We start from the raw sequence: 12,584 nt of genomic DNA, 5'->3' as shown, positions 1-12,584 counted from the left end.
AAAGAGTGTTTTCCCAGATCGATGGCGGCGATAGCTGCTTCGTTCATGGCAATAATCTCCGATGAGCCCCCTGTGGAAGCTTAGTGGGCTAGCACAGGGGGCGGCGGGGGTAGCCATTTCATTATCAAAAGCACCCCACGCGGCTTCTATGTGAATGGAAACGGCGTGGGAGCAGAGCTTGCTAGCGATGAGGCCAGTACAAGCGACATAAATTTGGCCCCGAACCCTGAGTCCAAGCCGACCCGCGCCGGCTTGCAGACGGCCGATCAGTAAGTGACAGGCCGGGTGGTGCGTGCCAGCACCAGCGTCAACAGCACGCCGGCCACGGACAACAAGGCGGCGCAGAAGAAGATCGAGGCGTAGCCCTGGCGCAGGGCGATGGCCCCCATCAACGGCCCGGCCATGGCCAGTGCCAGGTCAAAGAACACCGCATAAGCCCCCAGGCCCGCGCCGCGGCTGGAGGAGGGCACGCGCTTGATCGCCTCGACCCCAAGGGCCGGATACACCAGCGACAAACCAACCCCGGCCAGCCCCGCACCGATCAAGGCAAACAGCGTCGACGGCGCCAGCCACAACAACACCAGCCCGACCGTTTCGATGCTCATGCAGGCAACCGCCACGCGAAAGCCTCCCCACTGGTTCACGGCATTGACGAACAGCAGCCGTGAAAGGATGAAACAGGCGCCGAACACCGTCAGGCACCAGGCCGCGCCTTGCCAGCCTTGCTCCAGGTAATAAAGGGTGATGAAGGTGGTCAAGGTGCCGTAGCCAATCGACGCCAGCGTTAACCCCAACCCGAACGGCGAGACCCGCCCGAATGCGGCCCAGAATGGCAGCCGCTCGCCCCGCACCACCGGCGGTGCGGTCTGCTTGCTGATCACCGCCAGTGCCACCAGCGCCAACGCAATCAATGCCACGCCCAGCCAGGCAAAATCGCTGTGCTGCACCAACAGCACCCCCAGCGGCGCACCGATGGCGATGGCGCCGTAGGAGGCGATGCCGTTAAGGGAAATCACCCGCGCGATGTGTTCGACACCTACCTGGCCAATCCCCCAACTGAGCGTACCCACGCCGATCAGACCCTGGGCCACGCCCAACAGCAAACGCCCGACCAGTAGCAGGCTCAAGCTCAGCAGCGGCAGGCTGTCGACCCAGGCCGAGAGCAAGGTCAGCGCCCCACTCAAGGCGACCCCGAGCAACCCCAGCGTCACCGCCCGCCGGGTGCCGAGCGTATCGGCCGCGCGTCCGGCCAGGGGCCGGCTGAGCAGCGTGGCCAGGTATTGCAAACCAATGGTCAGCCCGGCAATGACCGCGCTGAACCCCAGGTGGTCGTGCACGTAGCTGGGCAATACCGCAATCGGCAGGCCGATGCAGAGGAAAGCAATGAAGGTGTGGAACACGATGGCGACGATCTGCCAAGTGATCGACTGCGAAGATGGCGGGGCAGGTTGTTGCACAGACATGGGCTCATTCGCGGGCAGGCGGTTGGAGAGCTTCATCATGGCTGGGGGAGGGCAGAAATGAAAGGTTGCTAACTATTTTCTTGATCCTGCCCCGGAGCGTTATTCGCCCGGACCGCCGCGAATGAGGACACCGCGGTTTTCAGTGGCTACGCGTCATCGTTTCGAGCCAAAACAGACTCATACGGCCTCGTGCCCTTTGGTGTCGTCCAGCCAGGTTTGCAAACGTTCGGCGATGTGCTCGCTGGCGTGACCGTCACCATAGGGGCTGAACACCTTGCTCATGCGCTTGTAAGCCGCGGGGTCATCGAGCAGGGTGCTGGTTGCCCGGACGATGCGTTCGGTCTGGGTGCCGACCAGCAACACCGTGCCGCCTTCCAGCACTGAAGGCCGCTCGGTGACCTTGCGCAGCACCAGCAGTGGTTTGCCCAGTGCCGGGGCCTGCTCCTGAATTTCGCCGGAGTCGGTCAGGATCAGGTAGGCGCGGTCCATCAGCCAGACGAAGTGCTGGTAATCCTGCGGTGGTAGCAGGTGGATGTTGTTCTGGTGAGAGAGCACGGCGTACACCGCTTTTTGCACCTGCGGGTTGAGGTGCACCGGGTAGACGAATTGCACGTCCGGGTAGCGCAGGGCCAGTTCGGCCAGCGCCAGGCAGATACGCTCGAAGCCCTGGCCGAAGTTTTCGCGGCGGTGGCCGGTGATCAGCACCAGGCGCTGGTCATCACGCAGCGCAGCCAAGGGAGAACCTGCCGCCGGGTGCCATTGGTTGCGCTGCAGGTGCTCGCGCATCCACAGCAGGGCATCGATCACGGTGTTGCCGGTCACTTCGATCTGTTCCAGCGGCACGCCTTCGCGTAACAGGTTATCGCGAGCCTTTTTGGTGGGCGGGAAGTGCAGGTCGGCAATCACCCCGGTCAGGCGCCGGTTGGCTTCTTCGGGCCAGGGCGCCTTGAGGTTGCCGGTGCGCAGGCCGGCCTCGACGTGGGCAATCGGGATCAGCCGGTTGAAGGCGGCGAGGGCGGCGATAAAGCTGGTGGTGGTGTCACCGTGGACCAGCACGATATCGGGCTTGATGCGCGCGTAGCACTGGTCGAGTTTGCCGAGCAGCTGCTCGCAGAGCCCGTTCAGGGTTTGGCCCTGAGTCATCACCTGCAGGTCCTGGTCCACACTCAGGTCGAATGAGGTGAGCACCTGGCTGAGCATTTCCCGGTGCTGACCGGTGGAGCAGATGTTCAGGTCGATGTCCGGCCAATCCCGCAGCACCCGTGCCAGGGGCGCCATCTTGATTGCTTCGGGGCGTGTGCCGAAGACCATCATGACGGAGTACGCCATTTCATACCCTCCCGCTGGATCCATTGAAGGACACTCGTTCGCTTGTGTACGAAAGCGAATCAAGTGCGGTAGGACTTAGAGGTAAGCAGTTGCCGAGGATCTTGTCCAAGACTCAATTGTGAGTTTTTGACGGGGTCAAAGAACCTGGAAGCAGCGGAAAATGGGCGTGCCAGACCGTTTACGCTTGCGCGGGTTGACGGTACAAGCCACTGGCCATGGTCCGTTCGACCGCGCCCAGCACCATATCTTCCATGAGGGTCAGGCGTTGCGCTTCGGTCAGCGGGCTGTCGCCCAGCCAGTCGGGCAAGCTATTGAGCAGGGTGGCGATGGCATGGCCGGCGGCTGTCGATGCCGGAGTGCCCAGTTGCGCATCCGGTGCGATCAGTTCCAGCAGGCGTTGTTCGTACTGGCCGCGCAGGCGGCCAATATGGGCTTGTTGAGTGTCGCTCAGGCAGCACAGGTCGCGCTCGGCCAGACGAAATTGCAGTGGGCGTTCGCGGTGCAGGTTCCAGTGCGCCTGAATCAGCGCGCGGCGCAGGTCGCGCCCGGCTGGCAGGCGACGCTTGCCCAGCACCAGGGCGGCCTGCAGCTCCTCGAACAGTTCTTCGATCAGGTCGAACAGCAACTGCTGCTTGCTGGGAAAGTGGTGGTAGAGCGAACCCGCCGTCAGCCCCAGATGAGTGGCCAGCTCGCGCATGCTGACCTGGCCGAAGCCCTTCAAGGCAAACAGCTCCAGCGCCTTGTCCCGGCTTTCTTCGTAACGCGAACAGTGGTCGGGACGGGGCATGGCGCTGGCTCCAGGCGGGATCAGTAGGTGTGAAAACCGCGACCGCTCTTGCGGCCCAGGTAACCGGCGGCAACCATTTCCTTGAGCAGCGGCGCCGGGCGGTATTTGCTGTCGTTGAAGCCGTCGTAGAAGGCTTCCAGAATCGCCAGCAACGTATCCAGGCCAATCAGGTCGGCCAGGGCCAGCGGGCCGATCGGCTGGTTGCAGCCCAGGCGCATGCCAGTGTCGATGTCCTCGGCACTGGCCAGGCCTTCCTGCAGCACCATGATGGCTTCGTTGATCATCGGCACCAGGATGCGGTTGACCACAAAACCCGGGCGGTTGCCGGCGGTGATCGGGGTCTTGCCGACCCGGGTCGCCAGGTCCAGCGCCAACTGGTGGGTGGTGTCGCTGGTTTGCAGGCCGCGGATCACTTCGACCAGGGCCATCATCGGCACCGGGTTGAAGAAGTGCAGGCCGATGAAGCGTTCAGGCTGGCTGACGCTGGCGGCCAGCTGGGTGATCGACAACGACGAGGTGTTGGAGGCGATCACGCAGTCGGCGCTGACCTGTTCGGCCACCTGCTTGAGGATGCGCAGTTTCAGGTCAAGGTTTTCGGTGGCCGCTTCGATCACTACCTGGGCGCTGCTCAGCTGCGCGTAGTCGGTGCTGGTCTGGATGCGCTGGCGCGCCGCCTCGGCTTGCTCGGCGGTCAGGGTTTGCTTGCTGACCTGGCGCTCGAGGTTTTTGCTCAAGGTCGCGACGCCGCGCTCGAGGGCGGCCGCCGAGAGGTCGATCAGGGTCACTGGATAGCCTGCCAGCGCGCAGACCTGGGCAATCCCGTTGCCCATGGTGCCCGCGCCGATCACTGCAATGTGTTGCACAGTCATGTTCGTGCTCCGCCAGGGTTCAAACGCGTTCGAAAATAACGGCGATGCCTTGGCCGCCACCGATGCACATGGTCACCAGGGCATAGCGGCCCTGTACCCGTTGCAGTTCGTGGATGGCTTTGGTAGCGATGATGGTTCCGGTGGCGCCTACCGGATGGCCCAGGGAAATACCCGAACCGTTGGGGTTGACCTTGGCCGGGTCGAAATCCAGCTCGCGGCTGACCGCGCAGGCCTGGGCTGCGAAGGCTTCGTTGGATTCGATCACGTCCAGGTCGCTGACATTCAGGCCGGCCTTTTTCAGCACCAGGCGGGTGGCCGGGATCGGGCCCAGGCCCATCAGCTCCGGCTCGACACCGGCGTGGGCGTAGGCGACCAGCCGTGCCAGTGGTTTCAGACCTTCGCGCTGCACGGTTGCACCAGTGGCCATCACCAGCGCCGCGGCGCCGTCGTTGATCCCCGAGGCGTTGCCGGCGGTGACGCTGCCGTCTTTCTTGAACACCGGCTTCATCTTCGCCAGTTGCTCGGCGGTCACTTCGCCGCGTACGTGTTCGTCCACCTGAAACAGCTGGGTGCCTTTGCGGGTGACCAGTTCGATCGGCACGATCTGCGAGTCGAAGCGGCCTTCGGCAATGGCGCGCGCGGCGCGTTGCTGGCTGACCAGCGCCAGGTCATCCTGCATCTGCCGGGTGATGCCATTCTTGGCGGCAACGTTTTCGGCGGTGATGCCCATATGGAAGTGTTCGAAGGGGTCATGCAGGATGCCGGTGGTGTAGTCGATGCCCTGCAGGTCTCCCATGCGCGCGCCCCAGCGGGCCTGCGGCAGCAGGTAAGGGCCACGGCTCATGGATTCGGCACCGGCGGCGATGACCGCGCCGGCATCACCGAGCATCAGGCTCTGGGCCGCCGAGACGATGGCCTGCAGGCCCGAACCGCACAGGCGGTTGACGTTGAAGGCCGGGGTTTCCTTGGGGATGCCGGCGTTCATGGCGGCGACGCGGGCGAGGTAGGCATCACGGGCTTCGGTCGGGATCACGTTGCCCATGACCACATGGCCGATCTGCTCGGGGGCAAGCTTGGAGCGCTCCAGCGCGGCGCGGGTCAGGGCGGTGGCCAGGTCCGCCAGTGGCAGGTCCTTGAGCGAACCGCCGAAAGTGCCAATGGCCGAGCGCACGGCGCTCACTACATAGATGTCGTTGTTGTTCATGGTCGACTCCGCTGATTGCGATCAGGGGCTACTGGGAAAAGGGCATTGGCAGTCGGACGGCGGCATGCTATTTGTGCCGGTCGATTGCGCGCTGGGGCAAAAGCGCCACCCTTGGTTGTATCGAGTCTAGGGGCGACGCTCATTTGAGCCTATGCCGAAACTGTCCAACTGGCCTGGCATTTTTTGCCATAAGCAGCTGGCGTCACCACTGGAATTGCAATGCGGGAAAATGATTCGGTCGCGGCTTATTTCGTCCAGACCATGCTCTATCGATTACGTGATCAGCCGGCCGAAGTGGCCCGAGTGCTGGCTCAGGCGGGCATCGCCCCGACGGCCATGGTTGACCATGCTTCGCGGGTGTCGGCGTCTGCCTTTGCGCGCTTGTGGCTGATCCTGATCAATGAGCTTGAGGACGAGTTTTTCAAGCTCGACTCTCATGGCATGCCACTGGGCAGTTTCGCCCTGATCTGTCGCGGTTTGATTCAGGAGCCGACGCTGGGCAAGGCGCTGCGCCAATGCCTGGGCAATTTCGCGCTGTTCTTGCGCGATATGCGCGGCACCTTGAGCGTGCGCGGCCAGCGTGCGGTTATCAGCGTGCAGAGCCAGCAGGTTGATGCGCAGGCGCGCAGCTATGCCGAAGAAACCTTTCTGGTGCTGATCATCAGCCTGCTGTGCTGGCTCGGTGGACGGCGCATTCCAATCGACCGCACTGAACTGCGCGACCCCAGGCCGCCGCTCGACGATGACCCATTCTTGTGGGGGCCAAACCGGGTGCTGGGCGCCGGACGTACCGAAATCGAGTTTGCCGCCGAATACCTGCAACTGCCAGTGGTGCAAGACCTGGCAGCGCTGAAAACCTTTCTGCGTAGCGCACCGCAGTGGCTGGTCATACGTTTTCGCAACCAGAGCGGGGTCGCCAACCAGGTGTATCGGCGCTTGCGCAGCAGCCCCTATGGGGAGTGGCCGACATTGCCGGCCATTGCCGGGCAGATGGGCCTGAGCGCGAGTACCTTCCGTCGCCAACTGGAGCGCGAAGGCCGCTCGTTTCAGGCCATCAAGGACGAAGTGCGCCGGGCCATGGCTTTTGAGCGCTTGCGCGAAACCAGCCTGAGCATTGCCGAAATTGCCGAGCAGGCGGGCTTTCAGGAGCCCAGTGCGTTTCACCGGGCGTTCAAGAAGTGGACCGGCGAGAGCCCGGGGAGCTACCGGGCTCGGACCACAGGCGCTTAAGCCGCATAAGGCCCTTGCGGCCTTGAAGAATAATGTGAAGTTCCATGGAGCGTGCGTCTTCGGCTGCTGTCAAAGGGACAGCAGGGTCCGCCCATACAGGTTCGCCTGGAACACCCGCTATGGCCCCCCGCCAGGACTGGTTAGCCGTCCATCCACTGAAACGACACGGTGTGGATCCAGGCTCCACACTGAATGAATGACGGCGGTAGCCCGCACGCTCGCGGGCCCGATCCGCCGCATTGCCCTGGAGAATCGTCATGAATACGCGCTTATGGCTGGGTAGTGGAGTGTTGGTACTGAGTTGTGTTGCTCCGGGCGTTCAAGCCCAAAACCATGTGGCCACCTACGAGTACGGCATGAAGCTGGACATTGCCAAAGTGGTAGAGATGAAGGCCCCCGACCCAATGACCTGCGAAGTGGTGCAGGCTCAGATGACCTATCTGGATTCGGGTGGCCAGCTTCGCACGCTTAACTATCTGAAGCTGTCGGATTACTGCAGCCGGGAAGGCTGATCAGTCCCAGGCAGGCGCCAGGCCTTCAGATTGTCTTCAAGGTTGGCGCCGCCGGGTTGACATGGAATCACCGCATAGCCCAGTTGCATGGCCCAGGCCAATGTGACGTGGGCTGGTGTTGCGGTTTGGCTATTGTGAAAAACAGCAGCGCTGGAACAAGCTATTTGCGGTCACGTCACGAATGCCCCCTGCTACAAAACAGTGCGTCTGATAGCCTGAACGACCTCAGTGAAAATGGACGCACCGATGGCTAACCACAAGATCGAAATTCGCCGCCGTAATGTAGACAAGATTCTGTTGGCGGCTGAAAAAGTCTTCGCCGAAAAGGGCTTCGGCGGCACGGCGATGGCTGATATCGCCGCAGAGGTCGGCTTGCCACGGACCAACCTGCATTATTACTTCACCACCAAGGCCGAACTCTATGAAGCGGTGCTGCTGGGCCTGCTGGATCTGTGGAAGCAGGACGCGCTGAGCTTCGAGATGTACGACGATCCGCGCGTGGTGCTCAGCAGCTATATCCGCGCCAAGATGGAGCATTCACGCACTCGGCCCCATGGCTCGCGGGTGTGGGCGACCGAAATCATCCACGGCGCGCCCAACCTTGGGCAGGCGCTGGACGAGAGCCTGTATGACTGGGCCAAGATGAAGGAAGCAAAAATCCGCGGCTGGGTCGAAGAGCAGCGAATTCTGCCGGTCGAACCGTCCGCGCTGCTCTACATGATCTGGGCCTCGACCCAGCACTATGCCGACTTCAATCACCAGGTGACGCTGCTCAACGAGCATCGGCCGTTGTCGGAGTTGCAATTCGAGCGGGCGGTGCAGACAGTGACGTCGGTGATATTGCGCGGCATCGGGCTCGAACCCTAGGCTTTGTACGAAAGTCTAGCGATGATTCTCTGGCAGCGGGTCCGGCAAACAGCCGTGCTTCATGCCCAACAGCACCGCCACCTTGTGGGCTTCACCGCGCAAACCTTTTTTTCGGCCGGCCAGAACTTGATAGGTGGTGGCAGGGTCAACACCGTGTTCGCGTGCGAAGTCCTGAACCGATTTGCCTTGATAGTCGAGCCAAGCCTTGGCTTGTGCGGCAGTGCGTATCCCGTGCATAGTTCAAATCCATATGAGTTTGTGGAATTAAATCACCCGTTAGGGTTGTTTAGAAAAGGATTGTACATTCAAATGAATGGAATCGGATCGCGTATCAGGGAAGAACGAGAACGGCTTGGCTTGACCCAGCGGTTGTTTGGCGACATCGGTGGAGTTGAGCCCAACGCCCAAGGCAAGTATGAAAGCGGTGAACGCACGCCCAAGGCGGACTACCTGGCGGCGGTGGCCGCGCGCGGCGTCGATGTGCTCTATGTGCTCACCGGCTCGCGCACGCCGCAACCGCTGGAACATTTGAGCGGCGCCGAAGAGAAGATCTTGCACGGGTATCGCACCTTGCGTGGTCATGATCAGGAAGCGTTGAGCCGACTGGTGTCGAGCCTGGCCGATGCCACCCTGCATGCCAACGTGAGGGCGCGGCCAATGGTGGTTCGCCCCTGAAACCGTCGTCGTGATGCTCGTTTGTCGTGTATCTGTGACGCTTTGAGCTAGGTCCGCCACGGTTTTTTTTGCTAAGGTGGCGGCAATCGAAAAGAGCTAAAGGCGAGGTATCTGCTTGATCAGGGTGCTGGTGGTCGATGATCACGATCTGGTACGAACGGGCATTACCCGGATGTTGGCTGATATCGACGGGCTGCAGGTCATCGGGCAGGCAGAATCGGGTGAAGAGTCCCTGAAGATTGCTCGCGAGCTCAAGCCGGATGTAGTCCTGATGGACGTCAAGATGCCTGGCATCGGCGGCCTGGAGGCCACCCGCAAACTGTTGCGCAGCCAGCCCGACATCAAGGTCGTGGCCGTGACCGTCTGTGAGGAAGACCCGTTTCCGACCCGGCTGATGCAAGCCGGGGCCTCGGGCTACCTGACCAAGGGCGCGGGCCTGGACGAAATGGTCCAGGCCATTCGACTGGTGTTTGCCGGGCAGCGCTACATTTCCCCGCAGATCGCCCAGCAACTGGCGCTCAAGTCATTCCAGCCGCAGACCAGCTAGTCGCCGTTTGATTTGCTCTCGGAACGGGAAATCCAGATCGCCTTGATGATCGTCGGTTGCCAGAAAGTCCAGATCATCTCCGACAAGCTTTGCCTGTCCCCCAAGACCGTCAATACCTACCGTTACCGGATTTTCGAGAAACTATCGGTGACCAGTGACGTAGAACTGACCTTGCTCGCCGTGCGTCACGGCATGGTCGACGCCAACCTCTGATCATGACTGCTCCATTCGATTCCAGCGCATTTCTTGAAACGTGCAGCGGCCGACCCGGTGTCTACCGGATGTTCGACGACGCTGCGCGGCTGTTGTACGTGGGCAAGGCCAAGAATCTGAAAAAGCGTTTGGCCAGTTACTTCCGCAAAACCGGTCTGGCGCCCAAGACTGCCGCGTTGGTGGGGCGTATCGCCCAGGTCGAGACGACCATCACCGCCAACGAAACCGAAGCCTTGTTGCTGGAACAGACCCTGATCAAGGAGTGGCGCCCGCCCTACAACATCCTGCTGCGTGACGACAAATCCTACCCCTATGTGTTCTTGTCGGATGGGCAGTTTCCGCGCTTCACCATCCACCGTGGCGCGAAAAAACAGAAAGGCAAGTATTTCGGCCCATACCCCAGCGCTGGCGCAATCCGCGAAAGTTTGAGCCTGCTGCAAAAAACCTTTCACGTGCGCCAGTGTGAAGACAGCTTTTACAAGAACCGTACCCGGCCGTGCCTGCAGTACCAGATCAAACGCTGCAAGGCGCCCTGTGTCGGCCTGGTCGAGCCAGAAGAGTACGCCGAGGACGTTCGCCATTCGGCGATGTTTCTGGAAGGGCGCAGCAACCAGCTGACCGACGAATTGAACGCCTCCATGGAAGCGGCGGCCATGGCCCTGGAGTTCGAGAAGGCGGCGCAACTGCGTGACCAGATCGCCTTGCTGCGCCGGGTTCAGGACCAGCAGAGCATGGAGGGCGGCAGCGGTGACGTCGATGTGGTGGCCGCTTTCGTCAACCCGGGTGGCGCTTGTGTGCATCTGATCAGCGTGCGCGGCGGCCGGGTACTGGGCAGCAAGAATTTCTTCCCGCAAGTGGGGATCGAGGAAGACGTCTGCGAAGTCATGTCGGCCTTCCTTTCCCAGTATTTCCTCGCCAGCCCCGAGCGCGAATTGCCGGATGAAATCATCGTCAACGTCGTCCATGAGGACTTTGACGCATTGATTGCAGCGCTTGAAAGCTTGCGTGGCCGCGAGCTGACCATCAGCCACCGGGTGCGCGGCACCCGGGCCCGCTGGCAGCAACTGGCGGTCACCAATGCCGAACAGGCGCTGGGGGCTCGGTTGGCCAACCGTCAACACACGGCCGCCCGCTTCGAGGCGCTGGCCGAAGTGCTCAACCTCGATGAGCCGCCACAGCGCCTGGAGTGCTATGACATCAGCCATTCCAGCGGTGAAGCCACGGTGGCCTCCTGCGTGGTGTTCGGCCCGGAAGGGCCGCTGAAGTCCGATTACCGGCGTTACAACATTGAAGGTGTGACTCCCGGCGATGACTATGCCGCGATGCACCAGGCGCTGACCCGTCGCTTCAGTCGGTTAAAAGAGGGGGAGGGCAAGTTGCCGGACGTGCTGCTGGTCGACGGCGGTAAAGGCCAGCTCAATATGGCCCGCGACGTGCTGCAAGAGCTGGCCGTGCCGGATTTGATCCTGCTCGGGGTCGCCAAGGGCACCACCCGCAAGGCCGGTTTTGAAACCCTCTACCTCAATGACGTGGCGCATGAATTCACCCTCAAGGGCGATTCGCCGGCCTTGCACCTGATCCAGCAGATTCGCGACGAAGCCCACCGCTTCGCCATTACCGGCCACCGCGCCCGGCGCGGCAAGGCGCGGCGCACCTCAAGCCTTGAAGATGTGCCGGGTGTTGGGCCAAAACGCCGCCGCGACCTGCTCAAGCACTTCGGCGGATTGCAGGAACTGGGTCGCGCCAGCATCGATGAAATTGCCAAGGCACCCGGAATCAGCAAAAAGCTCGCCGAGTCGATTTATGCGAACCTGCATAGCGAGTAGAATGCCCGCTCACCTTGCAGCCAGTTGTGCCGATGAATATTCCGAATCTTCTTACCGTTCTTCGCGTTCTGCTCATCCCGTTCTTCATTTTGTTGTTCTATTTGCCTTATCACTGGAGCTACATGGCCGCCAGTACGGTGTTTGCCATTGCTGCCGCCACTGACTGGCTGGACGGATACCTGGCGCGCCGCCTGCAGCAAAGCACCCGCTTCGGTGCATTCCTGGACCCGGTCGCCGACAAATTGATGGTGGCTGTGGCACTGGTGCTGCTGGTACAGGAACACGCCAACTTCTGGCTGACCTTGCCGGCAGCGGTGATCATCGGCCGCGAAATCGTCGTCTCGGCCTTGCGTGAATGGATGGCAGAAATCGGCGCGCGTGCGCACGTAGCGGTCTCGAACCTGGGCAAATGGAAAACCGCGGCCCAAATGCTGGCGCTGGTAATCCTGCTGGCCAACCCGGCGGTGCTGAGCTTCTGGGTGATCCTGGGTTACTCGCTGTTGATGGTGGCGGCGGGGCTGACGCTGTGGTCGATGCTGCACTACCTGCGGGCTGCCTGGCCGCACTTGAATGCGGACGTCGAGAATAAATAAACGTTTTTTGAATCAAAGGGTTGACGGTGGTTTGTGATGCGATAGAATGGCGGCCGTCAACACGACAATGCGGGAATAGCTCAGTTGGTAGAGCACGACCTTGCCAAGGTCGGGGTCGCGAGTTCGAGTCTCGTTTCCCGCTCCAGATGAAGATCTACAGCCTTCCATAGAAGGCTGTAAGTCGCTGAAATAAGGGCCTTTTGGCCCTTTTTTCGTTCCGGCGGAAACCACTGAAATCCAGCAGTATCCGAGCCTTTTAAGGCCAGGATTGAGGCCAGAATCGGATAGACTCCAATTCGGGTTTCTGCTGGAGCAGCGAAGCCTACGAGATAAGCATCTGGCTGCGGATTCCACGACACTTGGACACTCAGTCCACCATCATTCGGACACTCGTTCCACGCTCATTTGGACACCTGCTCCACGACCACTTGGACAGGCAGTCGGAGCGCAGCGACGCGGGTTTGCATTG

At 61.4% G+C, this 12,584-nt stretch carries 12 protein-coding genes, 1 tRNA gene and 2 pseudogenes; 8 read left to right on the top strand and 7 right to left on the bottom strand.

Annotated elements, in window-relative coordinates:
• Positions 1–266: 266 nt before the first annotated feature.
• From GUY40_RS27690 to GUY40_RS27670, 5 genes are all read right to left on the bottom strand, one after another.
• Positions 267–1,463, bottom strand: a complete 1,197-nt coding sequence (locus GUY40_RS27690; protein WP_166572089.1) for an MFS transporter — start codon at positions 1,461–1,463, stop codon at positions 267–269.
• Between the two features lie 177 nt (positions 1,464–1,640).
• Positions 1,641–2,792 (bottom strand): non-hydrolyzing UDP-N-acetylglucosamine 2-epimerase, encoded by a 1,152-nt coding sequence (wecB, locus tag GUY40_RS27685; protein WP_166572088.1) that lies wholly within the window; start codon positions 2,790–2,792, stop codon positions 1,641–1,643.
• 178 nt (positions 2,793–2,970) lie between these two features.
• Positions 2,971–3,600 (bottom strand): TetR/AcrR family transcriptional regulator, encoded by a 630-nt coding sequence (locus GUY40_RS27680; protein WP_371924975.1) that lies wholly within the window; start codon positions 3,598–3,600, stop codon positions 2,971–2,973.
• Positions 3,600–4,448, bottom strand: coding sequence for a 3-hydroxybutyryl-CoA dehydrogenase (locus tag GUY40_RS27675; protein WP_166572086.1), 849 nt, complete (start codon positions 4,446–4,448; stop codon positions 3,600–3,602). The genes GUY40_RS27680 and GUY40_RS27675 overlap by 1 nt, the downstream gene beginning before the upstream one ends.
• 19 nt (positions 4,449–4,467) lie before the next feature.
• Complete coding sequence (locus GUY40_RS27670) at positions 4,468–5,652, bottom strand: acetyl-CoA C-acyltransferase family protein (RefSeq protein ID WP_166572085.1); 1,185 nt, start codon at positions 5,650–5,652, stop codon at positions 4,468–4,470.
• Positions 5,653–5,871: 219 nt separating this feature from the next.
• Here GUY40_RS27670 and GUY40_RS27665 point away from each other — a divergent pair, with 219 nt between their 5' ends.
• Positions 5,872–6,882, top strand: a complete 1,011-nt coding sequence (locus GUY40_RS27665) for an AraC family transcriptional regulator (RefSeq protein ID WP_166572084.1) — start codon at positions 5,872–5,874, stop codon at positions 6,880–6,882.
• A gap of 257 nt (positions 6,883–7,139) precedes the next feature.
• Positions 7,140–7,394 (top strand): DUF2790 domain-containing protein, encoded by a 255-nt coding sequence (locus GUY40_RS27660; RefSeq protein ID WP_166572083.1) that lies wholly within the window; start codon positions 7,140–7,142, stop codon positions 7,392–7,394.
• Positions 7,395–7,405: 11 nt separating this feature from the next.
• Here GUY40_RS27660 and dkgB read toward each other — a convergent pair.
• A pseudogene (gene dkgB, locus GUY40_RS28525) lies at positions 7,406–7,516 on the bottom strand (2,5-didehydrogluconate reductase DkgB); the annotation flags it as partial.
• A gap of 124 nt (positions 7,517–7,640) precedes the next feature.
• Between dkgB and GUY40_RS27655 the strand changes: the two are divergent.
• Positions 7,641–8,261: a TetR/AcrR family transcriptional regulator gene (locus GUY40_RS27655; RefSeq protein WP_166572082.1), complete on the top strand. Its 621-nt coding sequence runs from the start codon at positions 7,641–7,643 to the stop codon at positions 8,259–8,261.
• 15 nt (positions 8,262–8,276) lie between these two features.
• Here GUY40_RS27655 and GUY40_RS27650 read toward each other — a convergent pair whose 3' ends face one another.
• On the bottom strand, positions 8,277–8,498 hold the full coding sequence (locus GUY40_RS27650; protein ID WP_166572081.1) for a DNA-binding protein: 222 nt from the start codon (positions 8,496–8,498) through the stop codon (positions 8,277–8,279).
• Between the two features lie 72 nt (positions 8,499–8,570).
• Here GUY40_RS27650 and GUY40_RS27645 point away from each other — a divergent pair, with 72 nt between their 5' ends.
• The 5 genes and pseudogenes from GUY40_RS27645 (at position 8,571) to GUY40_RS27625 (ending at position 12,260) form a co-directional block, all read left to right on the top strand.
• The gene (locus tag GUY40_RS27645; protein WP_166572080.1) at positions 8,571–8,936 is read left to right on the top strand and encodes a helix-turn-helix domain-containing protein; all 366 of its coding nucleotides are present in this window, start codon (positions 8,571–8,573) and stop codon (positions 8,934–8,936) included.
• Positions 8,937–9,051: 115 nt separating this feature from the next.
• Positions 9,052–9,696, top strand: a pseudogene (gene uvrY / locus GUY40_RS27640) (UvrY/SirA/GacA family response regulator transcription factor).
• A gap of 2 nt (positions 9,697–9,698) precedes the next feature.
• A complete protein-coding gene (uvrC, locus tag GUY40_RS27635) occupies positions 9,699–11,522 on the top strand; it encodes an excinuclease ABC subunit UvrC (RefSeq protein ID WP_166572079.1) in 1,824 nt (607 codons plus the stop codon).
• 32 nt (positions 11,523–11,554) lie between these two features.
• The gene (gene pgsA, locus GUY40_RS27630) at positions 11,555–12,115 is read left to right on the top strand and encodes a CDP-diacylglycerol--glycerol-3-phosphate 3-phosphatidyltransferase (RefSeq protein WP_166572078.1); all 561 of its coding nucleotides are present in this window, start codon (positions 11,555–11,557) and stop codon (positions 12,113–12,115) included.
• 69 nt (positions 12,116–12,184) lie between these two features.
• Positions 12,185–12,260, top strand: a tRNA-Gly gene (locus GUY40_RS27625).
• Positions 12,261–12,584: the final 324 nt, after the last annotated feature.

Origin of the sequence: Pseudomonas sp. R5(2019) (genome assembly GCF_009905435.1) — a bacterium.
In the GTDB taxonomy this organism is placed as follows: Bacteria; Pseudomonadota; Gammaproteobacteria; order Pseudomonadales; family Pseudomonadaceae; genus Aquipseudomonas.
The sequence above is the reverse complement of the archived record's forward strand: the minus strand, read 5'-3'. Positions and strand labels throughout refer to the sequence as shown.